This window comes from Dyadobacter sp. BE31 (assembly GCF_031457695.1).
Lineage (GTDB): Bacteria > Bacteroidota > Bacteroidia > Cytophagales > Spirosomataceae > Dyadobacter.
Map to the genome: position 1 here is coordinate 482,749 of NZ_JAVDXA010000004.1, position 22,717 is coordinate 505,465.

The following is a 22,717-nucleotide window of genomic DNA, read 5'->3' on the forward strand; positions in this document are numbered from 1 at the left end:
TTCCAAATTTTCCTATCTTTGTGGTTTGAGCGTTTAAGAATTCCTTCTCATGGAGCATAGAATTGCAGATTCACTAAAAATATTGACAGAGGCGGACAAGGAAGCCTGTGAAACCGTGCGGGTTTCGGAAAACGAACCGCTTTCAGGAAAAAAAAGGCTGTTTATCGAAAGCTATGGATGTCAGATGAACTTCTCCGACAGCGAAATCGTGGCTTCCGTAATGCGTGATGCGGGTTTTGCAACCACTTCGGACGTAAACAATGCTGACCTGATCTTCCTGAACACCTGCGCCATCCGCGACAATGCCGAGCAAAAAGTGCGTAACCGCCTGAAACAGCTCAATTTTATCAAGAAAAATAAACCCGGCATGCTGATCGGCGTATTGGGCTGTATGGCCGAACGCCTCAAAACCAAGTTTCTCGAAGAAGAAAAAATGGTCGACATCGTGACAGGCCCCGACGCATATCGCGATTTGCCACGACTGGTAGACGAAGCCGAGACCGGTCAGAAGGGTGTCAATGTATTTCTTTCGCGGGAAGAGACGTATGCCGACATTTCCCCTATCCGACTGAATTCCAATGGCGTAACCGCGTTCATCTCGATCATGCGTGGTTGCGACAATATGTGCAGTTTCTGCGTCGTGCCTTTCACACGCGGGCGTGAGCGCAGCCGTGACCCATACTCGATTGTGAAAGAGGCCGAAGACCTTTTTCGCGATGGATACCGCGAAGTTACACTGCTCGGACAGAATGTCGACAGCTATAAATGGAAGCCCGAAGCAAATGCAGAAGGCGAAATTCCTAGCGAAACGGTCGTTAATTTTGCCAACCTGCTCGAAATGGTCGCCAAGGTAAGCCCCGAGCTCCGCATCCGTTTCAGCACATCGCACCCGAAAGACATTACCGACGAGGTGTTGTATACCATGAAAAGGTATGACAACATCTGCAAATACATTCACCTGCCCGCACAGAGCGGTAACACCCGCGTGCTGGAACTGATGAACCGCACCTACACCCGCGAGTGGTACATGGAGCGCATCGACGCGATCCGCCGGATTTTGGGCGACGAATGCGGCATTTCGCAGGACATGATCGCCGGGTTCTGCACCGAAACCGAAGAAGAACACCGAGATACGCTGTCCCTGATGGAATATGCCAAATTCGACTTTGGCTTCATGTTCGCTTACTCGGAGCGCCCGGGTACGCTGGCAGCTAAGAAATTCAAGGATGATATTCCGGAAGAGGTCAAGAAAAGAAGGCTTGCGGAGATCATTGAAGTGCAACAGCGGCTCTCGCTCGCACGTAACCAGCAACTGGTAGGTACGGTTCAGAGAGTGTTGATCGAAGGCCCTTCGAAACGTTCCGACGACGACCTCAGCGGCAGAAACGACCAGAACAAAAAGGTGGTGTTCCCGCGCGAGAATTTTGAAAAAGGCCAGTATGTGGACGTTCTGATCACCGAATGCACGACTGTGACACTGCTCGGCCATGTAGTACAGCCCGAGCCGGTATTGGGATAGGCTGTGCTTATTCTTTTAAACCCGTTTTGACAATTAACTAAGGCTTGCGGCCTGCCGGAAGCCCTCAGATATTTCATGGATTCATCGGAAATACAAGCCATAAAGAACCGCTTCGGGATCATCGGCAATTCGTCGGGCCTGAACCACGCGATCAATGTGGCCGTGCAGGTCGCAGCGACTGACCTGACGGTTTTGATCACCGGTGAAAGCGGTAGCGGAAAAGAATCGTTTTCCAAAATCATCCATAGCCTCAGTGCGCGCAAGCACGGGCCGTTTATCGCCATCAACTGTGGGGCAATCCCCGAAGGAACGATCGATTCGGAACTGTTCGGGCACGAGAAAGGCGCATTTACCGGTGCATTGGATGCGAGAAAAGGATATTTTGAAACGACGAACAGCGGGACAATTTTCCTGGATGAAGTGGGCGAAATGCCATTGGGAACACAGGCAAGGTTGTTGCGCGTGTTGGAAAACGGGGAATATATCCGTGTAGGGTCGTCCAAAGTTTTAAAGACAAATGTCCGCGTAGTAGCGGCCACGAATGTCAACCTGCTCGATGCGGTCAACCACGGAAAGTTCCGGGAGGACTTGTATTACCGGTTAAATACGGTGCCCATTTACGTCCCGCCATTGCGCGACCGAGGAGAGGATATCTTACTGCTTTTCAGGAAGTTTACCAATGACTTCTCGGAGCGCTACCGTACCAAACCGGTAAGACTCGACAGCGAGGCGCGTGATCTTTTGCTCCAATATTCGTTTCCGGGCAATATCCGTCAGCTGAAAAACATCGCTGAGCAGATTACCATCCTCGAAACGGATAAAGAACTGCCCATCAGCATTGAAACGCTCAATCATTACCTGAATCCCGTGCAGCCATCCAGCCGAAAAGCGCTGGTACCGCTGCGGTCCGGGGACGGCGACGGGACTTCGTTTTCGGAAAGAGAGCTTTTATATAAAGTACTTTTCGATATGCGCCGGGATATGACGGAGCTGAAAAAGCTCGTCAGAAATGTGCTCGAAAACGAGAAATATGGCGGAGATATCCTGAAAGACCACCAGGAACTGTTCAGCTCGCTGAATTCCGTGGAGCCGGTCATCACTACGCCTACCATCGAGCCCGCACGCCTGCTCACGCCTCCGCCGTCGCGTACCGTGGACCTGGATCGCTACTCCGACGAGCGCGACGAGATCGAGGATGTCGTACACGTGACGGCCGAGGAAGAATCACTTTCTTTGGAAGACAAGGAGAAAGAAATGATCATCAAAGCGCTCCGCAAAAACAATAACAAGCGAAAATATGCCGCCAATGCATTGGGCATTTCCGAGCGCACGTTATACAGGAAGATCAAACAATACGACATTGAAGAATAATAGTAGCGCCCGAAAACTCTGGGTATTTTTAATACTCATTTGCCCGGTTTTCATGTCGGGCTGCGGGGTGTATTCGTTTACAGGAACTAACCTCTCCCCTGATATCAAGACATTCAGCGTGCTCAATTTCACGATGGGTACCGCCGGCGGACCCAGTGATTTGCCGCAGCGGCTCACGGAAGATTTGAAAGAATATTTTCAAAGAAACACCAGCCTCGTGAGCCAGCCCGGCGGAGGTGACCTGGTACTCGAAGGCTCCATTACAGGCTACGACGTAACCCCGGCCGCTCCGACAGCCAATGACCAGGCTGGTCTGAACCGGTTGAATGTAACTGTGCAAGTGCGTTATACCAATGCGAAGGACGAGACCAAAAATTTCGATCAGTCCTTCACATACTATGCCGACTTCCCTCAGGATCAAACACTTAATCAGAACGAAGCGCGATTACTGCCGACCATCCGCGAAAACCTTGTGCAGCAGATTTTTAATAAATCGGCAGCCGACTGGTAGGAAAAGCCCCGTCCGAACTTTCAATTTCAACAACCCGAATTTCTCAACACAACCCGGAATATGGCGCTCATCGATAAGGAAACATTTGATCAGCTGGTGAAAAACCCAGGCCTGATCACGGCAGATGTGATCCCGCAGCTGGAAGCCACGATCAAGGCATTTCCCTACTGCCAGATCCCCTACTCGATGCTGGCGAAGGCATCCAGCCTGGCCGGTACCGAAAAGCTGGAAGAGACCCGCCCGCGTGCAGCCGCCTACGCGCTCAGCCGCGTGGCATTGCAGCAGCTGGTCGAAAGTGATAACGAGCGTTACGACGCTACTGTCGACGTGGACGACATTCTCGAGCCTCAGCTCGCACCCGAACCACTCGATAGCGACGACATATTAATCAGTACCGTGGAGCAGCAGGCTTCCGCCGAATTGCAGCGCACCGAAGAACAACGTCGCCAGCAGCAGATCATCCAGGGTTTCATGAAAAAGAACCCGCGCATTACGCGCCAGGACAACAATCTGGAACCTGTCAGCATCGATCTGAGCAGCCGCTTGGCAGGCGGCTCGGAAGGAAGCATTGAAACCGAAGCATTTGCCAACATCCTCATCCGGCAGGGCAAAATTGAAAAGGCGATTGACGTCTATCAAAAATTGATTTTGAAAAAACCGGAAAAAAGGAATTACTTTGCGAAAAAATTGAGCGAACTGTACGCACGGTCGTAAAGAGTTCAGGAGTCCACAGTCAAGGAGTCAGGAGGTCATTAAGTCAGGTATAGTTCAACATTACACGCACATTCAGTCATTTAATCATTCAGTCATTCAAAATTGCTTTAAAAATGTATTTGGGTTTAATTATTCTGGTTGCCATTGTTGCAGTATTGTTGATTTTGGTCGTTTTGGTCCAAAATTCAAAAGGTGGAGGGCTTTCAAGCGAGTTTAGCGGCGCAGGAACTACCCAAATGTTTGGTGTTAAAAAGACGACCGACCTTCTCGAACAAATTACGTGGGGTCTGGCAAGCGCGGTGATCATCATTTCGCTGGCTTCTTATATTATGGTGGGCGGTTCTAACGCCGGCGCCGGTATCAACAGTGTGAACGTAGAAAGAGCTCAGAATGCAGTAGTACCAGGCGGTAAAATCGCTCCGGCACCGGCTGCAACTGAAGGCGCAGCACCTGCTGCGGGCGCAGCTGCTCCTGCTGGCACTACAACACCAGCTGCCACTCCTGCCGACACGGCGAAGAAATAACCGAGGCATTAGCCGAAATTGAAAATCCTGCGACGGACATCGCAGGATTTTTTTATGCTCAATTAAAAATCACTTTAAGCTACATTAATTTCTCGCAGCATTAACCGCTCCGCCACCGGCAGCAGCGTTTCGTGCAAAGGATAGTCATATCTGGATTCCACGACATAAGTCGCGGGGTTCGGCATAGTGCGGTTCTGTTTCGTAAGATCGACTTTAAGCTGTGAAATGGTGTTCCCGAGGCCAATCCGCACAGTATCGACGTAAACCGTTTTCAGATACCGCTCCTTCAATGCATTGTACAATGCAAGCTGGTACTGGAAAATGCTCACCAGCGGCTGGAATGTGTGCAAAAACAGCAGGTAACCTTCCTGTAAATGCAGCGGAACAATACCCACGGGCGAAACTTTCACATTCTCCTCGACTTCCGAAAAGCGCTCCGAGCCTTCTTCGATGGACTTGGAAAAACGCGGAATCGCAAAGTCGAGAATGTAATTCAGATCCGACATGAACGGGTCGTCCTGGTGCGTCTCTTCGTACTGCAACTGCCAGGTTTTGACGTCGATACCTGTCAGATTTTTGGGTAAACTTGTCCTGATCCTGCTTTTATTATCCTGAATGCTGACACAGGCGTCGAGGTGCAGTTTCAATTCTGGCAGATAAGGGTGCAAACGGTTGTGTGTGAACTGGTCCCGAACGTGCTGGAAGTAGGCCATCAGCACATATTTTTTGTATTCAAAATCAAAAATTCCTTCGGTAAGCCAGTTTTTATCGAGCTCTGACATAGGGTTTTCAAATTTGGTGCCGATAAAATTTAGTGAATTCCGTCACTGAAAGCAAAATTTCCTCATTCCTGACACGCAAATGACATTATAGTACTATAACGCCATGCAGGAGTACAAATTTGTCACACTAGCCGGAAAAAATGTCAGAGCAGAAATACCTGGCACAGATTGTGCTATCGGGATGGGAGTCTAATCATTACTGACAATTAAAAATAAACGTTTAATATTTATGTCAACTTTAGCAGAAATACAAGTGAATGTACAACCGCTAGCTGACCGCGTTCTGATCGAACCTGCCCCAGCCGAAGAAAAAACAGCATTTGGTATCATTATCCCTGATACTGCAAAAGAAAAGCCGCAGCGTGGTACCGTACTGGCAGTAGGCCCCGGTAAAAAAGACGAGCCGCTTACAGTAAAAGTTGGAGATACCGTATTGTACGGTAAGTACTCAGGCACTGAATTGGCATACGAAGGAAAAGACGTCCTGATTATGCGTGAGTCGGATATCTACGCGATCGTAGGCTAATCTAAAACGCTCAAATTCAACAGTTTCTCTTAAAGTTTTTCAAATTAAAACAGTTATGTCTAAGAAAATATTTTTTGACACAGAAGCACGCGACAAAGTAAAGCGCGGTGTGGACACCCTGGCTGACGCCGTTAAGGTTACATTGGGCCCTCGTGGTCGTAACGTGGTAATCGACAAGAAATTCGGTTCTCCAAGCATCACAAAGGATGGTGTTACTGTTGCCAAAGAAATCGACCTGAAAGATCCTATCGAAAACATGGGAGCTCAGCTCGTGAAAGAAGTAGCATCCAAAACTGCTGATTCAGCGGGTGATGGTACTACTACTGCTACCGTTTTGGCACAGGCGATCTACTCGATCGGTGTGAAAAACGTAGCCGCTGGTGCTAATCCGATGGATTTGAAACGTGGTATCGACAAAGCCGTTGCTACTATCGTGAAAGATCTGGAAGGCCAAAAGAAAAACATCTCTACTTCCAAAGAAATCGCTCAGGTTGCAACTATCTCTGCAAACCATGACGAGGAGATCGGTAACATGATCGCCGAAGCAATGGAAAAAGTAGGTAAAGAAGGCGTTATCACCGTTGAAGAAGCTCGCGGAACTGAAACAGAAGTTAAAACTGTGGAAGGTATGCAGTTCGACCGTGGTTACCTGTCTCCATACTTCGTAACCAACACCGAGAAAATGGAAGCTGAACTGGAACGTCCGTTCATCCTGATCTCTGAGAAGAAAGTTTCTTCTATGAAAGAACTTCTTCCAGTGTTGGAAGCAGTTGCACAAACCGGCCGTCCTTTGCTGATCCTTGCGGAAGATGTTGACGGAGAAGCACTTGCTACATTGGTAGTAAACAAAATCCGTGGTGCATTGAAAGTAGCGGCTGTTAAAGCTCCTGGTTTCGGTGACCGTCGTAAAGCAATGCTGGAAGATATCGCTATCATCACTGGCGGTACCGTTATCAGCGAAGAGCGTGGTTTCAAACTCGAAAACGCTACGTTGGACTACCTCGGTACTTGCGAAAAAGCGATTATCGACAAAGACAACACAACTTTGGTGAACGGAAGCGGTGCATCTGAAGACATTCAGGCACGTGTGAACCAAATCAAAGCGCAGATCGAAAACACTACATCTGACTACGATCGCGAAAAACTTCAGGAGCGTCTTGCCAAATTGTCTGGCGGCGTAGCTATCCTTTATATCGGTGCTGCTACTGAGGTTGAAATGAAAGAGAAAAAAGACCGCGTTGATGACGCCCTTCACGCAACCCGCGCTGCGGTAGAAGAAGGTATCGTTGCTGGTGGTGGTGTAGCGTTCATCCGCGCAACTGCTTCTCTCGACAACCTGAAAGGCAACAACGAAGATGAAACAACCGGTATCAACATCATCCGCACGGCGCTCGAAGCTCCATTGCGTACGATCGTTTCCAACGCGGGTGGCGAACCTTCAGTTGTGATCAACAAAGTGAAAGATGGTTCAGGTGCTTTCGGTTACAACGCGAAAGACAACACTTACCAAGACCTTTTGGAAGCTGGTATCATCGATCCTAAGAAAGTATCTCGTCTGGCACTCGAAAACGCAGCATCTATCGCTGGTCTGTTGTTGACAACAGAATGCGTTATCGCTGACGAACCAGAAGAAGCTCCTGCGCCAGGTGGCCACAGCCACGGCGGCGGAATGGGCGGCATGATGTAATCGGCCTCCGTTTCTTCGGAACATATAAAAACCGGCTGTCAGGTAACTGGCAGCCGGTTTTTTGTTTGGCCGCAGCGCGGCCTCCCGTTTATAGAAACACGATCATGGCATATTGGTTGTCGTCTCCGTAGGAGACTCCTAGCGGAGTCGATGTTGCCGGGGGATTGGCACGTTGCTATAAACAGGAGGCTCCTGACGGAGCAGCGCTGGGCTGTAATGAAACGTGATTTAAACTGAATGCTGAACCATCAACCCATCCTGCATTACCAACCTCCGGTCGGCCATTTCGGCCAGCTCTTCATTGTGCGTTACGATAATGAATGTCTGCCCCGTTTCGTCCCGCAGTTTGAAAAACAACTGATGCAAATCCAATGCATTGTGCGAATCCAGGTTACCGGAAGGTTCATCGGCTAGCACAATGGCCGGACGATTCAACAATGCACGGGCGACAGCAACGCGTTGCTGTTCACCGCCGGAAAGCTGGGAAGGCAAATGGTCCATCCTGCCGCCTAGGCCCAGGAGTTCGAGCAGCTCTTTCGCACGTGCATGAATGTCCTTTTCATTGACATTTCCATTGATATAGCCCGGCATACACACGTTTTCCAATGCGGTAAATTCAGCCAGTAGGTTATGGAACTGGAAAATGAAGCCGATCTTCTCATTCCGGAAGCGTGCAAGCTCTTTGTCCTTTTGAGTGAACACATTAACACCTTCGATGAAGACTTCTCCATGCTCCGGCCGGTCGAGCGTTCCGAGGATGTGCAGGAAGGTGCTTTTACCGGCTCCCGACGGTCCGACGATCGCTACTACTTCCCCCTTTTTGACTTCGAGATCAATGCCTTTTAAAACCTGCAATGAACCGTAAGTACGCCTGATCCCACTCGCCCGAAGTAGCTCCATATTGAAAAGATAATTGCGCCGAAAACTCGCCCGTTTTGATTAAATGCTTAATTTGCCGTGAAAATACCAATTTACTTTTATACTCATGAATATTCACGAATATCAAGGCAAAAGCGTTCTTAAAAAATACGGTGTGCGTATTCAGGAAGGCCTCGTAGCCGACACTCCGGATAAGGCGGTAGAAGTTGCACGTGAGCTCAGCCAGCAGACAGGCACCAAGTGGTATGTTGTAAAATCCCAGATCCACGCAGGTGGCCGCGGTAAAGGCCGTATTGTCGGCAGCGAGCAGCGCGGTGTGGCGTTGGCGAAGTCTGTTGAAGATGTCAGGACCATCTCCAACAACATCCTGGGCAAAGTATTGGTAACGCACCAAACCGGTGCAGAAGGCAAGCGAGTAAACAAAGTCCTGATTGCAGAAGACGTATACTACCCAGGCCCGACCGAGCCGAAAGAATATTACCTGTCGATCCTGTTGGATCGCGGCAGAAACTGCAACGTGATCATGGCCAGCACCGAAGGCGGTATGGACATCGAAGAAGTAGCAGAACATACTCCTGAGAAAATCATCAAAGAATGGATCGATCCTAAGGTTGGATTGCAGCCGTTCCAGGCACGTAAAGTAGCATTCGCTTTGGGTCTGGAAGGTGATGCGTTCAAAGAAATGGTGAAATTCATTTCTGCATTATACAGAGCTTACGCAGAAAGCGACTCATCGATGTTCGAAATCAACCCGGTTTTGAAAACATCCGACAATAAAATCCTCGCCGTTGATGCCAAAGTGGACCTAGACGACAATGCATTGTATCGTCACCCTGAACTGGCCGAAATGCGCGATACCAACGAAGAAGATCCTTTGGAAGTAGAAGCAGGTGCCAACAACCTGAACTACGTGAAACTGGACGGAAACGTAGGTTGTATGGTAAACGGAGCCGGTCTGGCGATGGCTACCATGGACTTGATCAAACTTTCGGGCGGTGAGCCAGCCAACTTCCTCGACGTAGGCGGTGGCGCGAACGCACGCACAGTAGAAGCTGGTTTCCGTATCATCCTCAAAGACCCGAACGTAAAAGCGATCCTGATCAACATCTTCGGCGGTATCGTTCGTTGCGACCGTGTTGCTGCAGGTGTGGTTGAGGCTTACAAAGCCATCGGCGAAATTCCTGTGCCTATCATCGTTCGTCTGCAAGGAACAAATGCGGAAGAAGGTGCACGCATCATCAACGAATCCGGCCTGAAAGTATATTCAGCGATCGAGTTCAAAGAAGCAGCTGCTAAGGTTTCTGAGGTGCTGGCTGAGCTGGGCGTTTAAGAAACTGCCCAAGGGCTGACGTAATGTTAAAACGTTAATGTCACCCTGAGCGCAGGCGAAGGGTAAATGCGTGATGCAAATACCCTTCGCCTGCGTCCAGGGTGACATTCGTTTTTATCTGCCTGCTCAATTACGGAAATATACGGATACGTTCGGTACAAACCTTTCCATGCTTGCCTACTACAAATCTTACGGTGCTCTGCACCTTGGTGCTTCCATATACCTCATTCGGCCCGCTCCAATACTACGCTGTGCTACACCTTTCGATTTAATCAGCAAAGGTGTAGAGCGCCGCAATATTTGTAGGATTGGACGTAGTGTATTAAGGCATAAGCGTAAAGGTGCAGAGCACCGTAAGATTTGTAAAACTGTCAACGTCGAAAGAAAACAATATCTGACCACATCTGACCACACCTGACCACCTGACAATATCTGACGCCTCCCCTACCCGATAACGAAATACAAAATCATCGTCGCCGCAAAACTCGCAACGCCCTGTAAGCCTGTGAGGATGGTATGCGTGCGGTAGGTATCCTTCGCCGAAATGCCTGTAAATTGCGATACGACCCAGAACCACGCGTCATTCGTATGCGAGACGATCATGGCGCCACTGCCTACTGCCATTACCACCAATGTTATTTGAACGGGCGTTACAAAACCGAGGGACGCCAGTAGCGGTGCCAGGATGCTTGTGGTGAGTACCATCGCCGACGTCGTGGATCCCTGGGCTGTCTTGAAAAAAACAGCAATCAGAAAGGCGATCACCAGCAGGTAACCTCCCGACATTTCATTGTGCAGCAGCCATTCGCTGACCATTTCTTTCAAAGAAGTTTCTTTCAAAATCGCTCCGAATGCGCCTCCCGCACCAACGAGCACGAGCGTGGTGCCGCAATGCTCGATACCGCTTTTGAAGCAGGCCAACATGCGCTGCGAGGCATTTTCGGGGAACAGCGAGTAACTAAAAAATATGGCCAGCAGGAACGAGACCAGCGGGCTGCCCAGGAAGCTCAGCCAGCGCGTAAGTTCTTCCGGGAAATGGAGGATTTTGGCAAACGAGGCCAGGGTAATGAGTAATATTGGCAGCACAATGGGCATAAATGCCTTCCAGGCCGGAGGCAGCAGCTGCTCCTGGATCATTTGCGGTTCTTCCACAGCCGCATCGTCAATAAGCTTCACATTTTTAGCATATTTTTCGGCAAACCAGGTCGATAGGAAAAGGCTGGGAATGGAAACGACCAAGCCGATGAGAATGACCAACCCAATTGAATCGGGGATGCCGAGATTACCGGCGGCGGACAAGGGCCCGGGCGTGGGCGGCACTAATGTATGTGTCGCAAAAAGCCCGCCGGAGAGCGATAATGCAATAGTAGCAAGCGGCTTACCCGTTCTCTTCGCTACGATCTGATTGAGTTTATGTAAAATAATAAACCCCGAATCGCAAAACACCGGAATGCCCACGATACCGCCAATAACCGACATGGCAAATGCAGGACGCTTCTCACCAAATAACTTTAATATCACATCTGCCACTTTAATAGCAGCGCCTGATTTATCCAGTATTGCGCCTATCACGCAGCCCAGGATCACCATCAGCCCGATTTTGGACATTAATTCTCCAAAACCTTTCCCAATCGTCTCGGCAAGCTTATCAATAGGCAAGCCAGCAAAAACACCCACTCCCAACGCCGCCAGCAGCAAGCCGACTAGCGGGTGCATTTTCAATACCGTAGAACTGAGAACGATAAACGCAATGGCGGCCAGTACGATAACAAAGATCATATGCCTGGATTATAAGAGTTTCAGCACCGCTTCATCACCCATTACCGCATTGGCCGGGCGAGGGTGACTGGCATCGAAAACGGCCAGGTCTTTCTGTTCCAGCACTTTGGCAGGATCTTCATCGATTTGTCCGTCCTTCGTCACGGCTTTGAGATCCAGTTTCAGGTGTTTGGCCATGAATGCGTACATCGCTTTTCGTTTCGACGGACCGTAGTCGTGCTTTTCATTGGCCAGATGCACGGCTTCGAGGTTATCCTTTTTGTTATACAGCGAATAAATTTTTTGCATGAATGGATATTCTACCTCCGGCGTATTCTTGGTCCAGTCGCCGCCGTCGGAGATCATGATCATCGGGCGCGGGGCGGTTAATGCGGCTATTTCCACATTATTGGTCTGATAATCGCCTTTTTTGTGGATCGGCAAACCGCTTTCGCACACGCAGCCGCCGAAGAAATAGGCCGAAACCATTACTACGGGCACGGAAACTTTCACACGATTATCCAATGCGGCGAGCAGAAATGTCTGCGTTCCCCCGCCCGACTCGCCCGTGCAAGCCACGCGGTTCGGATCCACGCCGGGCACAGATAGGAGAAAATCGAGCGACCGGATACTGTTGATCGTTTGCAGTTTCAATGCTTTCGCCATTTTGTGTTCGCATTGTTTGGCATCGCCCTGCCCTACCATGTCCCACACGAACACGATCGCGCCCATACGTGCGAGCGTCGCGCAGCGCTTCTGCGTCTGCTCGCGGAAGCGCCCGTGCGGGTTTTCGCCATGCCCATGCGGCGCGAGAATGGCAGCGTAAGATTTCTGTTTTTTTAATGGCTTGTACAAATTACCCGTCACATAAATGCCCGGCATGCTCTCAAATGCCACATTTTCGATGGTATAGCCATCCATTTCTTTTTTGGAATGGATGATGGGTTTGGATGTCGGCTTTTCCGGAAGTGTTTGCAAATCCATTCCATTACGGATTTGCTGGCGGATTTGCGCGGCGCGGGCTTCCCATTCAACGCGGGAAGTGGGGATGTGCTTTTCGAGGAATTCTTTGCCTTGCTCTTCGGTAAAATAGGCGCCCTGGCAGAGCTCGGCTTGCTGGGCGTGCACGGCCGATGTGAAACCAAGAATGCTGAAAAGGATGGTATATGCGATTTTCATAGGAATGCAGTTTGGTCAGAAAAGCGCGGGACGGGGGTGGGATACTGTTGAGGGGAGGGGATTTTGACGGCCGACCGCTGACCGCCGACGGCCGAATGCGTTATGGGTCCGTTATACAATCGGCGGTCGGTCGTCGGTCGGCGGCGGTCAATAACGGCGGTCAAACTTCCTCCCTCAACCCCACCGGAATTGCGACCTTGACATATTCCTTCAATATCACCGCTTCCAGTTCCTCCACCAGTCCCTTATACTCCCCGTCAATCTGGAAATGCGCTGCCTTTTGCACGCATTCAATCTTCGCTTTTTCCACAGAAATCACTTTCATAATCTCTGGATTGAAATCCGTGCTGCCGGCGAGGATTTTAGCGGTCTCAATAAAATCCAGTTTTTTGGCAATCACGAGTTCGAAAAAGCCATCGCACATATCACCAATCGGATTGATACTCACACCGGTACCATACTTTTTAGCATTCGCAATGATGACTATCAGTGCTTCGGTTTCAAGTACTTCATCACCGGCCGTGATTCTTACATCGAAGTTTTCGTGCTCACTCAACGTCCTCAGCATTTCGCGAGCGTAGCCGAGCTTGCCGCGGGTGTCACTGTCTTCGTAATTTTTAACCAGCAATGCATTTAAACCAATATCCGCTAAATGAAGGCTAATTTCGCCATTAATCGATACGGCATCTATCGCAGAAACCTCTCCTTCGAATGCCACTTCCAATGCCTGATCAATGGAACCCGAGAGACCAAAATCGACGGAAAGGCCATTGGCGGAGCCTGCCGGGATAATGCAAAGAATGGCATCGGTGCCATGCAATGCCTGCGCGACCATCGAAATAGTACCATCGCCTCCGGCTACCAGCACGCGCTCCGGCCTGATATTTTCAACCATTTCGCGGATGGTCTGCTGATCGTCGTCGCCGGTGGTGTTGTAAATGCGCAGGTCGCAGCCTTCGGCTTCCGATTTTTCAATAACCCTTTCAAAAATTACATCCTTGTTCACGTCCCCGGAAATGGGATTTACTACCAGCAAAACTTTCGGTTGTGAAGACATATTCGATAAATTAGGGACCTGATGTCGTAGAGGATAAAGATAGTTATGAAACGTTGTGACTTAAAACTATACCGTGGCTACGCCAACAAAAAGGAACTCGTTGTATTTGGCCATGTGGTAAAAAAATACCCTTCCGGTGACCGGAAATATACCCGACGCGGCTTTCGCTACGCGAAAACCATCATCGAGCTCTTCTCCATTAAAACCATTCCGTTTTTGAAGATCACGCTGCATTTGGGAGATAAGACCTTCGAAACAACTGCCGAAGCCGACGGTTATTTCCGTTTTCAGGTACCGCTCGACGCGGAAATGCCGGGAGGCTGGCACAGCTACCGTGTGACGCTAGACGATGAAATGAACGGCAAAAAATACCACGCCGAAAGTTCGGAAGAGTTTTTCATGCCTTACAAAAGCTCCTACGGCATCATTTCCGACATCGACGACACTTTCCTGATTTCTCATAGTCGCCGTTCTTTCAAGAAGTTATTTGTTTTATTATCCAAAAACGTACAGGCTCGAAAGCCCTTCGACGATGTGGTGAAGCATTACCAACTGCTATCCTTCGCGAGTCGTACGCACCCGCACAAGGACAGCAATATCTTCTTTTACGTATCGAGCAGCGAGTGGAATTTGTACGATATGATTGTCCGGTTCGCGGAGCTGAACGGGCTGCCCAAAGCTGTTTTGAAACTAAAAAAAATCAAATCGGGACTGGACGATTTTGTAATGACCGGGAGCGGGTCGCATGAACATAAGTTGCGAAAAATCCACAATATCATCAATTTCTATCCCGAATTGCAGTTCATATTGCTCGGGGACGACTCTCAAAAAGACCCGGAGATTTACGAGGAGATCTGCCGCACATTCCCGCAGAACATCCGCGCCGTGTACATTCGGCAAACCCGCAAGCGGGCCAAGCCTCATACCGCGGCATTACTGAAAAACATTCAGGACCTCGGCATCGATACCTGCTACTTCGGCCACAGTAACAAGGCGATCATGCATTCACTCGATCACGGCATCGTTTTCCAGACGCCTTCCGAACCGGAAGTGAAGGAAATTGTGGAGAAAGCGATTTCATGATCTATTTCGAAGCTACGCATTATCTGCCGGTTGTTTTTGGCATTTTTCAGCACTTTCGTAACTTGACCTCTCCCTTTTTTGGAATACACATGAAAAAAATCCTGATCGTTGAGGATGACCGCAGGATCGCGCAGAACATTTTCCGCGGGCTGGCTGCCGAAAACTTCGAGGCGGAGATCGCCTATGACGGCATTACGGGCAAACAAATAGCCCTTGAAAAGAAGTTCGATCTGGTGTTGCTGGATGTGAACCTGCCGGGTATGAAAGGCTTTGATGTTTGCCAGCAGATCCGGATTTATAAGCCGTCGCTGCCTATTATCATGCTGACGGCATTCGGAGAGATCGAGGATAAGGTGGAAGGGCTGAACAGCGGCGCGGACGATTACATTGTGAAACCGTTCGATTTCAGGGAATTACTCGCGCGGGTGAATGCCGCGCTGCGCGTGTCCGACCTTTTGAATCCCGAAAGTTCCGACAAAATCCTGCGCATTGCCGACCTTGAGATGAACCTCGGTACCAAGCAGGTGAAGCGGGGCGGAAACATTATCGATCTCACAGCCAAGGAGTTTGCATTGCTGGAATACTTCCTGCTGCATCGCGGGCGGGTGGTTTCAAAAATGGACCTGGCCGAGCATGTGTGGCATCTCAATTTCGATCCGGGCACCAACGTTGTAGAAGTGTATATCAACTATTTGCGTAAAAAAGTGGACAAGGACTTCCCTACCAAGCTTATCCATACCCGACCGGGCATGGGCTACATTATGAAAGAAGAATAACCCTCCAATGAAGATCAAAGACCGCATCGCTCTCCAATTCACGCTCCTGGTAGCGGGGGTGCTGCTGTTGTTTTCTATTGCCATTTACAGCGTTTCGGAGCACTACCGCCAGGAAGAATTTTACGATCGCCTGCGCAGCCGCGCGCGTACCACCTGCCGCCTGCTCGTGAAAGTGAAGGGGATTGACAAGGACCTGCTCAAAGCCATCGACCAGAACACCCTTTCGGAAATGCTCGATGAAAAGGTGCTGATTTTCGATACAAAGAACGAGCTGATCTATTCCAGCGTCGACGACAAGCTGCTCACCTACCACACGTCGCTGCTGAATGAAGTGCGTGAAAAAGAATATATGGAATTCCACCAGGGCGAAAACGAGGTGATAGGGCTGCTCTACCAGGAAAGCGACGACCCGCTGGTGGTGCTGGCCTCGGCCTATGACACTTTCGGGCATAGTAAGTTGCAGAATTTGAGGAGCACGCTGGGCTGGGGATTGCTGGCGGGGATCGCGGTGACGGTTGGGTTGGGGATTTATTTTGCGGGTAATGCATTGAAACCCATCAGCCGGATCAATGCCCAGGTATCGCTCATTACGGCCCAGAATTTGTCCCAAAAACTCGACGAGGGCAACCGAAAGGACGAAATCGCGCAGTTAGCCATCAACTTCAATACCGTACTTTACAGGCTCAACAAAGCATTTGAACAGCAAAAGAGCTTTGTGTCGCACGCGTCCCACGAGCTTCGGACGCCACTAGCGGCTTTGAAATCCGAAATCCAGCTCGGGCAGCGGTTCAACAAGGATAATCCTGAAATTGAAGAGGTTTTTGCGAACCTGTTTTCGGATACTGAACGGCTCATCAGCATTACCAACAACCTGCTTTTTCTCGCGCGCTCCTATGAGAATATGGGCAACATGAAAATGACGCATATCCATATCGAGGACCTCGCGTTTCTGGCTAAAGAGGAATTACTTTCCTCCCACCCCGACTACAATGTGGTGATCGATTACGAGACGATCCCGGAAAACGAGAACGAAACGGTGATCGAAGGTAATGAGGAATTGCTCAAAAGGGTATTCACCAATTTGCTCGACAATGCGTGCAAATACTCGTCCGACCACAGCGCGCAGATAATGATTTCCTCCGACGATAAATCGTGCGTTGTAAAAGTCCGAGACAGGGGGATAGGGATCAGCCAAGACGACCTCCCCCATATTTTCAACCCGTTTTTCAGGTCGTCCAACGCCACCGAGCTTCCAGGGTTCGGAATCGGGCTTTCCATTTGTCAGCGGATCGTGGAGCTGCATCACGGTACTATCTCCGTCACCAGCGAAGTCGGTAAAGGCAGCGAGTTTCAGGTACAGCTGCATCACATCTGACGCCGGCTAGGCGCCCCCGAGGGCATTCTAATTTTTTTCTAAGGTTATTTTAAGGCTGGTGTAATACCGGTGTCGGAATATCGCACATTCTAACACGGACATTATGCGAACCTACCTCACCGGGCTCTTAGTACTCCTAACAACCGCCTTACACGCACAAGACACGCTGCGGCTCTCGATCCGCCAGGCTGACAGCCTGTTCTTGCAAAACAACCTGGAAATCCTGGCAGAAAAGTACCAGATCGACATTGCAAAATCGATCGAAATCCAGGACAAGCTTTGGAACAACCCTACTTTCGGGGTCGAAATCAGTGCATATAACCCTTCTCGCGGCGCGCTTGATGTCGGCAGAAACGGCCAGAAAGCATTCACGATCCAGCAACTCATCACACGCGCGGGCAAGCGCAACAAGCAGGTGGCACTGGACATGGAATCGACCCGTAAAACCGAATTTCAGTTCTACGACCTTATCCGCACATTGAAATTCGAACTGCGGCAGATCTTCTTCGAATCGTATTACCTCGAACAAACCATTGCATTGTACGACAACCAAATCGGCACGCTTACCACGACCGTCAATGCATTTGATAAAGAATACAACCGCAAAAATATTTCGCTCAAAGAAGTCGTCCGTCTCAAAGCACTCCTCTTCGAACTGACCAACGAGCGGGCCAATATCCTTTTTGAATTACAGGAAAACCAGCGCGATCTCCGCACCCTGCTGAGCACCGACCGACCGGTTAAATCCCTTGTTGACAGCACCGAAATCCAGCGCTATCACCTCGACCGCTACAACGTGGCCGCATTGAAAGAGAAAGCATTGCAAAGCCGGGCCGATTTGAAAGTGGCCCAATCGGAGACGAAGCAGGCGGAATTGAACTACACATTACAAAAGGCATTGGCTAAACCCGATGTGCAGGTAGGCGCCGTGTACGACCAGGCCAGTAACTACCAGAACAACTACTTCGGTGTGAATGCGTCTATTGCCCTGCCCTTCTTCAACCGGAACCAGGGTAATATCCGCGCCGCGAAAAGCAGTATCAGCTACTATAAAACGGCCGAAAATGCCAAGCAGAATGCAGTAAGCAACGAAGTGGACGCGGCCGTGCAGAAAGTGAGCATTGCCGACAAGGCATTTCAGAGTGTAGAAGGGCAGTTTACCGACCAGTTCCAGCTCCTGAGCAACGGCATTTACGACAACTTCCAGAAACGAAATATCTCGCTGCTGGAATTCATCGACTTCATCGAAACTTACAACGAGAGCATCAAGGAATATAACCGCCTCCAAGCCGACCGCATCAAGGTATACGAGGAGCTCAATTACGTCGTCGGCGAAGAGCTATTCAACTAACCATTCAAAACTGAACACAACTTATTCACGGCATTGCCATTAATGCATTTCCCAATGAAAAATTCACTGTATGTAGTCGTGCTGGCCGCTGTGGGCGTGTGGCTGACCTCCTGCGAGAAAAAGAAGACTGAAAACGACGAATCGAAGGCGTTTATGCTTTCGGACACCATGATGAGCCGCATTAAAATCGACACAGTCCGGACGGAGCCGGTCCGCAACGAACTCACGCTGGTGGGTAAAGTAGTGCCGGATGAAAACCAGGTTATTAAAGTGTATCCGCTGGTAGGTGGTAATGTGGATGAAGTGGATGTGGAGCTCGGAGATAATGTCCGCAAAGGCCAGAAACTGGCAACGATCCGCTCCGGCGAAGTCGCCGATTTCGAGCGCCAGATGATCCAGGCGCAATCCGACCTGCTCATTGCGCAGAAGAACCTGTCGTCCACCGAAGATTTGTTCGAAAGCAAGCTGGTACCTGAGCGCGATGTAATAACAGCCCGCCAGATCGTGGACAAAGCCCAAGCCGAGCTGAACCGCGTGAAAGAGGTGTTTTCTATTTATGGTTTGGGTAAATCCACCAACTATACCGTGAAATCGCCGATTAATGGCTTTATCATCGACAAAAACGTAAACCGCGGCATGCAGCTGCGCTCCGATAACTCCGAAAGCTTGTTTACCGTGGGCCAGATCGCCGATGTGTGGGTGATGGCCAATGTGAATGAGAGCGATATCCCGCGCGTGAAGCTGGGTATGCCTGCGGAAGTGCGTACGATCAGTTTTTCGGATGAGGTTTTCAAAGGGAAAGTCGATAAAATCTACAACGTCCTCGACCCGGACACCAAGGCGATGAAGATCCGCATTCAGTTGCAGAATGTAGGTTTCAAACTCAAACCGGAAATGCACGCCACGGTCACGCTCAACTTCGAGGAAGGCGATAAAATGCAGGCGATCCCTTCGCAAGCCGTCATTTTCGACCGGAGCAAAAACTGGGTAATGGTATATCATAGCCGCACAAAAATCGAAACGCGCCCCGTGGAAGTGTACCGCTCCCTCGCAAACACGACGTACGTACGCGAAGGCCTCAAACCCGGCGAGACGATCATTTCCAAAAACCAACTCCTCGTTTACGACGCGCTTAACGACTAATTTCCATGAACAAATTCATCCGAGGCATCGTGGGCTTTTCGCTCAAGAACCGGTTCTTCATATTCTTCATGACAGGCCTGCTGATCATTTCGGGCATTGTCAGCTACCAAAATACGCCGCTGGAAGCGTTTCCGGACGTGACCAACACGCAGATCATCATCGTAACGCAATGGAACGGGCGCAGCGCGGAGGAAATAGAGCGCTTTGTGACGGTGCCGATTGAAGTCGCCATGAACTCCGTGCAGCAAAAAACCAATGTACGGAGCACGACCATGTTCGGTTTGAGCATTGTCAAAATCATTTTCGATGATAATGTAGAGGACTTTTTCGCCCGACAGCAGGTCAATAACCAGCTCCGGACCGTGTCGCTGCCCGATGGTGTCGAGCCCGATGTGCAGCCGCCTTACGGCCCTACCGGCGAGATTTTCAGGTTTACATTGCAAAGTAAAGACCGCGACAGCCGCGAGCTGCTTACCCTGCACAAATGGGTGATAGACCGCCAGCTCCGCAGCGTACCGGGCGTTGCCGACGTGGTGGCATTCGGCGGCCGCGACAAGATTTACGAGGTGCAGGTGAACCCAACCAAGCTCGTGAAATACAACATTACGCCGCTGGAAGTGTACCAGGCTGTGACCAAAAGCAATATCAATGTCGGCGGCGACGTGATCGAGAAGAACGGACAGGCTTATGTAGTACGCGGGATCGGGTTGCTCAACTCTATCCCGGACATTCAGAACATCATCGTCGAATATGTGAAAGATAACCCCGTGCTCGTAAAGGATGTGGCTGATGTGAAGGAATCGGATATGCCGCGCGTGGGACAGGTAGGGCTTGACGGCAATGACGACGTCGTGGAAGGAATTGTGGTTCAGAGAAAAGGCGAAAACCCGAGTGAAGTACTGGCGCGGGTGAAGGACAAGATCGAGGAGCTGAATACCAAAATCCTTCCGCCGGACGTCAAAATGGTCACATTCTACGACCGCGACAACCTCATCGAGTTCTGTGCGCACACTGTGAAGCATAACCTCGTGGAAGGGATCGTGCTCGTGACCGTGATCGTGTTCCTTTTCATGGCCGACTGGCGCACGACCGTTATCGTGTCCATTATCATTCCGCTTGCATTGCTCTTCGCATTCATGTGTTTGAAATTAAAGGGTATGTCGGCCAACCTGCTCTCGATGGGTGCGATCGACTTCGGGATCATTATCGACGGCGCCGTGGTGATGGTAGAAGGAATATTCGTAGCCCTCGACCACCTGGCGCACCGGAACGGTATGGACCGGTTCAACAAGCTGTCTAAACTCGGGCTTATCAAACGCACCGGCGGCGAGTTGGGAAAAGCCATTTTCTTCTCCAAACTCATCATTATCACCGCATTGATCCCCATTTTCAGTTTCCAAAAAGTGGAGGGTAAAATGTTTACGCCGCTGGCTTACACGCTGGGCTTTGCATTGCTGGGTGCATTGCTTTACACGCTCACGCTCGTGCCCGTGCTATGTTCCATTTTGCTAAACAAGAATGTACGTGAAAAGAGTAATCCGGTCGTCCGTTTTTTCGACAAAACGGTGATCAGGGGCTTTGAATGGTGCTATGCACGCAAAAAACTCAGCGTGATCTTCGCATTTGTATTCCTGGGCGTTACGCTCTTCTCGGCCAAATTCCTCGGTACCGAGTTCCTGCCGACGCTCAACGAAGGTGCATTGTGGGTGGAAGCCAAAATGCCGATGAGCAGCTCCCTGGCCGAAACCACCAAAATGGTAACGACGCTTCGTGCCAAACTGAATGAATTCCCGGAAGTAAATGGAGTATTATCCCAAACCGGCCGTTCCAATGATGGTACCGACCCGTCGGGCTTCTATTATGTGCAAATGCAGGTGAATTTGAAGCCTAAGGAAGAATGGAAACGCAAAATCAGCCAGGACGACCTCATCGAGGAAATGGACACGAAACTGAAACAGTTCCAGGGTATCAACTACAACTATTCTCAGCCGATTATCGACAATGTGGCCGAAGCCGTGGCGGGGATGAATGCAAGTAATGCGGTAAAAATCTACGGCGACGACCTCGAAACCTTGAATAACAAGGCCAACCAGGTGCTGGAAGCGATCAAGAACGTGCCGGGGATCAAAGACGTGGGTATCCTGCGGAACATCGGACAGCCGGAGGTGAGTGTGATCCTGCACGACCACAAAATGGCGCAATACGGCGTGAGCATTGCCGACGCACAAGCCGTGATCGAAATGGCGATCGGAGGTAAAACAGCGTCCATTCTCTACGAAGGCGAGCGGAAATTCGATATTCGTCTGCGCTATGAGCAGCAATACCGCCGCACGGTCGACGATATTCAGCAACTGATGGTACCAACGCTCACAGGAGGTAAAATTCCGCTCAAAGAGATTTCCACGATCCGCACCGTTACCGGGCCTGCATTTGTATACCGCGACAATAACAAACGCTTTATCGGCGTGAAATTCTCCGTCCGCGAGCGCGACCTGGGCAGCACCATTGCCGAAGCGCAGTCGAAAGTGAAACCGCTGCTCTCTTCTTTGCCAAAAGGCTATTCGGTAAGCTGGTCGGGGGAATTCGAAAACCAGGTACGGGCAACGGCGCGGCTGGGGCAAGTGGTGCCTATCAGTTTGGTCGGGATATTCATTTTGCTGTTCATCATGTTCAGCAATGCCAAAGATGCCGGGCTGGTGCTGATCAACGTGCCGTTCGCATTGATCGGCGGTATCCTCGCGCTGCACGTCACGCATATGAACTTCGGCATCTCCGCGGGGGTAGGCTTTATAGCCCTTTTCGGGCTCTGCGTGCAGAATGGGGTGATATTGATTTCCGTATTCAATAAAAACCTGGCTGCGAGAATGACGCTCGATGAGGCGATCAGGGAGGGAGTGAAATCGCGGATCAGGCCGGTGATCATGACAGCGCTCATGGCGGCAATCGGTCTGTTACCGGCAGCCGTTTCGACCGGCATTGGCTCCGAAACCCAGAAACCGCTTGCCATTGTGGTAATCGGCGGATTGATCACCGCCACCGTGCTCACGCTGCTCGTATTCCCGATCATTTACGGTTTCTTCAACCGGAAGATCAAGGTTTCAAAATATGCCTGATGGATTGTAGTGAAGTAAGAGTGAGGCCATCTGCATTTG

19 protein-coding genes are annotated in these 22,717 nt (G+C 50.2%); 14 read left to right on the forward strand and 5 right to left on the reverse strand.

The features are described from left to right. Positions 1 to 49 precede the first annotated feature (49 nt). The 5 genes from miaB to secG all read left to right on the forward strand — a co-directional run bounded on the left by miaB (position 50) and on the right by secG (position 4,639). Positions 50 to 1,519, forward strand: a complete 1,470-nt coding sequence (gene miaB / locus J2Y43_RS22635) for a tRNA (N6-isopentenyl adenosine(37)-C2)-methylthiotransferase MiaB (RefSeq protein ID WP_309987000.1) — start codon at positions 50 to 52, stop codon at positions 1,517 to 1,519. A 75-nt stretch (positions 1,520 to 1,594) separates the two neighbouring features. Beyond that, complete coding sequence (locus J2Y43_RS22640; RefSeq protein ID WP_309986997.1) at positions 1,595 to 2,890, forward strand: sigma-54 dependent transcriptional regulator; 1,296 nt, start codon at positions 1,595 to 1,597, stop codon at positions 2,888 to 2,890. Next, positions 2,880 to 3,401, forward strand: a complete 522-nt coding sequence (locus tag J2Y43_RS22645) for an LptE family protein (RefSeq protein ID WP_223403765.1) — start codon at positions 2,880 to 2,882, stop codon at positions 3,399 to 3,401. The genes J2Y43_RS22640 and J2Y43_RS22645 overlap by 11 nt, the downstream gene beginning before the upstream one ends. A 60-nt stretch (positions 3,402 to 3,461) precedes the next feature. Further along, on the forward strand, positions 3,462 to 4,115 hold the full coding sequence (locus tag J2Y43_RS22650) for a hypothetical protein (protein WP_309986994.1): 654 nt from the start codon (positions 3,462 to 3,464) through the stop codon (positions 4,113 to 4,115). Between the two features lie 113 nt (positions 4,116 to 4,228). Then, positions 4,229 to 4,639: a preprotein translocase subunit SecG gene (secG, locus tag J2Y43_RS22655; protein ID WP_309986992.1), complete on the forward strand. Its 411-nt coding sequence runs from the start codon at positions 4,229 to 4,231 to the stop codon at positions 4,637 to 4,639. A 74-nt stretch (positions 4,640 to 4,713) separates the two neighbouring features. On the opposite strand, the gene J2Y43_RS22660 is transcribed toward secG, so the two are convergent. Further along, positions 4,714 to 5,421, reverse strand: a complete 708-nt coding sequence (locus tag J2Y43_RS22660) for a hypothetical protein (RefSeq protein ID WP_309986989.1) — start codon at positions 5,419 to 5,421, stop codon at positions 4,714 to 4,716. 229 nt (positions 5,422 to 5,650) lie between these two features. Between J2Y43_RS22660 and groES the strand changes: the two genes are divergently transcribed. Both groES and groL read left to right on the forward strand, forming a co-directional pair. Beyond that, positions 5,651 to 5,947, forward strand: a complete 297-nt coding sequence (gene groES / locus J2Y43_RS22665) for a co-chaperone GroES (RefSeq protein ID WP_015812198.1) — start codon at positions 5,651 to 5,653, stop codon at positions 5,945 to 5,947. A gap of 55 nt (positions 5,948 to 6,002) precedes the next feature. Further along, the gene (gene groL / locus J2Y43_RS22670) at positions 6,003 to 7,634 is read left to right on the forward strand and encodes a chaperonin GroEL (RefSeq protein ID WP_309986983.1); all 1,632 of its coding nucleotides are present in this window, start codon (positions 6,003 to 6,005) and stop codon (positions 7,632 to 7,634) included. Between the two features lie 228 nt (positions 7,635 to 7,862). Here the strand turns inward: groL and J2Y43_RS22675 are convergent, their stop codons facing one another. Then, positions 7,863 to 8,534 carry an ABC transporter ATP-binding protein gene (locus tag J2Y43_RS22675; protein WP_309986980.1) on the reverse strand — a complete coding sequence of 224 codons (672 nt, stop codon included), beginning with the start codon at positions 8,532 to 8,534 and terminating at the stop codon, positions 7,863 to 7,865. Between the two features lie 85 nt (positions 8,535 to 8,619). Between J2Y43_RS22675 and sucC the strand changes: the two genes are divergently transcribed. Continuing rightward, positions 8,620 to 9,843 (forward strand): ADP-forming succinate--CoA ligase subunit beta, encoded by a 1,224-nt coding sequence (sucC, locus tag J2Y43_RS22680; protein WP_106597429.1) that lies wholly within the window; start codon positions 8,620 to 8,622, stop codon positions 9,841 to 9,843. Positions 9,844 to 10,287: 444 nt separating this feature from the next. Here sucC and J2Y43_RS22685 read toward each other — a convergent pair whose 3' ends face one another. The 3 genes from J2Y43_RS22685 to J2Y43_RS22695 all read right to left on the reverse strand — a co-directional run bounded on the left by J2Y43_RS22685 (position 10,288) and on the right by J2Y43_RS22695 (position 13,837). Beyond that, positions 10,288 to 11,622, reverse strand: coding sequence for a GntP family permease (locus J2Y43_RS22685; protein WP_309986974.1), 1,335 nt, complete (start codon positions 11,620 to 11,622; stop codon positions 10,288 to 10,290). Between the two features lie 9 nt (positions 11,623 to 11,631). Next, a complete protein-coding gene (locus tag J2Y43_RS22690; RefSeq protein ID WP_309986971.1) occupies positions 11,632 to 12,780 on the reverse strand; it encodes an acetylxylan esterase in 1,149 nt (382 codons plus the stop codon). Between the two features lie 160 nt (positions 12,781 to 12,940). After that, positions 12,941 to 13,837: a diacylglycerol kinase family protein gene (locus J2Y43_RS22695; RefSeq protein WP_309986966.1), complete on the reverse strand. Its 897-nt coding sequence runs from the start codon at positions 13,835 to 13,837 to the stop codon at positions 12,941 to 12,943. A 45-nt stretch (positions 13,838 to 13,882) separates the two neighbouring features. Between J2Y43_RS22695 and J2Y43_RS22700 the strand changes: the two genes are divergently transcribed. From J2Y43_RS22700 to J2Y43_RS22725, 6 genes are all read left to right on the forward strand, one after another. Further along, a complete protein-coding gene (locus J2Y43_RS22700; RefSeq protein ID WP_309986963.1) occupies positions 13,883 to 14,920 on the forward strand; it encodes an App1 family protein in 1,038 nt (345 codons plus the stop codon). Between the two features lie 89 nt (positions 14,921 to 15,009). Continuing rightward, complete coding sequence (locus tag J2Y43_RS22705; protein ID WP_309986959.1) at positions 15,010 to 15,696, forward strand: response regulator transcription factor; 687 nt, start codon at positions 15,010 to 15,012, stop codon at positions 15,694 to 15,696. A gap of 7 nt (positions 15,697 to 15,703) precedes the next feature. Next, positions 15,704 to 17,071: a HAMP domain-containing sensor histidine kinase gene (locus tag J2Y43_RS22710; protein WP_309986956.1), complete on the forward strand. Its 1,368-nt coding sequence runs from the start codon at positions 15,704 to 15,706 to the stop codon at positions 17,069 to 17,071. A 103-nt stretch (positions 17,072 to 17,174) separates the two neighbouring features. Continuing rightward, entirely contained in the window at positions 17,175 to 18,422 is a 1,248-nt protein-coding gene (locus J2Y43_RS22715; RefSeq protein WP_309986953.1) for a TolC family protein, read from the forward strand. Positions 18,423 to 18,476: 54 nt separating this feature from the next. Next, on the forward strand, positions 18,477 to 19,565 hold the full coding sequence (locus tag J2Y43_RS22720; RefSeq protein ID WP_309986950.1) for an efflux RND transporter periplasmic adaptor subunit: 1,089 nt from the start codon (positions 18,477 to 18,479) through the stop codon (positions 19,563 to 19,565). A gap of 5 nt (positions 19,566 to 19,570) precedes the next feature. After that, a complete protein-coding gene (locus J2Y43_RS22725) occupies positions 19,571 to 22,678 on the forward strand; it encodes a CusA/CzcA family heavy metal efflux RND transporter (RefSeq protein WP_309986948.1) in 3,108 nt (1,035 codons plus the stop codon). Positions 22,679 to 22,717: the final 39 nt, after the last annotated feature.

Coding starts and splice junctions, on each gene's coding strand:
- miaB (WP_309987000.1), top strand. CDS start 50: ATGGAGCATAGAATTGCAGATTCACTAAAAATATTGACAGAGGCGGAC.
- J2Y43_RS22640 (WP_309986997.1), top strand. CDS start 1,595: ATGGATTCATCGGAAATACAAGCCATAAAGAACCGCTTCGGGATCATC.
- J2Y43_RS22650 (WP_309986994.1), top strand. CDS start 3,462: ATGGCGCTCATCGATAAGGAAACATTTGATCAGCTGGTGAAAAACCCA.
- secG (WP_309986992.1), top strand. CDS start 4,229: ATGTATTTGGGTTTAATTATTCTGGTTGCCATTGTTGCAGTATTGTTG.
- J2Y43_RS22660 (WP_309986989.1), bottom strand. CDS start 5,421: ATGTCAGAGCTCGATAAAAACTGGCTTACCGAAGGAATTTTTGATTTT.
- groES (WP_015812198.1), top strand. CDS start 5,651: ATGTCAACTTTAGCAGAAATACAAGTGAATGTACAACCGCTAGCTGAC.
- groL (WP_309986983.1), top strand. CDS start 6,003: ATGTCTAAGAAAATATTTTTTGACACAGAAGCACGCGACAAAGTAAAG.
- J2Y43_RS22675 (WP_309986980.1), bottom strand. CDS start 8,534: ATGGAGCTACTTCGGGCGAGTGGGATCAGGCGTACTTACGGTTCATTG.
- sucC (WP_106597429.1), top strand. CDS start 8,620: ATGAATATTCACGAATATCAAGGCAAAAGCGTTCTTAAAAAATACGGT.
- J2Y43_RS22685 (WP_309986974.1), bottom strand. CDS start 11,622: ATGATCTTTGTTATCGTACTGGCCGCCATTGCGTTTATCGTTCTCAGT.
- J2Y43_RS22690 (WP_309986971.1), bottom strand. CDS start 12,780: ATGAAAATCGCATATACCATCCTTTTCAGCATTCTTGGTTTCACATCG.
- J2Y43_RS22695 (WP_309986966.1), bottom strand. CDS start 13,837: ATGTCTTCACAACCGAAAGTTTTGCTGGTAGTAAATCCCATTTCCGGG.
- J2Y43_RS22700 (WP_309986963.1), top strand. CDS start 13,883: ATGAAACGTTGTGACTTAAAACTATACCGTGGCTACGCCAACAAAAAG.
- J2Y43_RS22705 (WP_309986959.1), top strand. CDS start 15,010: ATGAAAAAAATCCTGATCGTTGAGGATGACCGCAGGATCGCGCAGAAC.
- J2Y43_RS22710 (WP_309986956.1), top strand. CDS start 15,704: ATGAAGATCAAAGACCGCATCGCTCTCCAATTCACGCTCCTGGTAGCG.
- J2Y43_RS22715 (WP_309986953.1), top strand. CDS start 17,175: ATGCGAACCTACCTCACCGGGCTCTTAGTACTCCTAACAACCGCCTTA.
- J2Y43_RS22720 (WP_309986950.1), top strand. CDS start 18,477: ATGAAAAATTCACTGTATGTAGTCGTGCTGGCCGCTGTGGGCGTGTGG.
- J2Y43_RS22725 (WP_309986948.1), top strand. CDS start 19,571: ATGAACAAATTCATCCGAGGCATCGTGGGCTTTTCGCTCAAGAACCGG.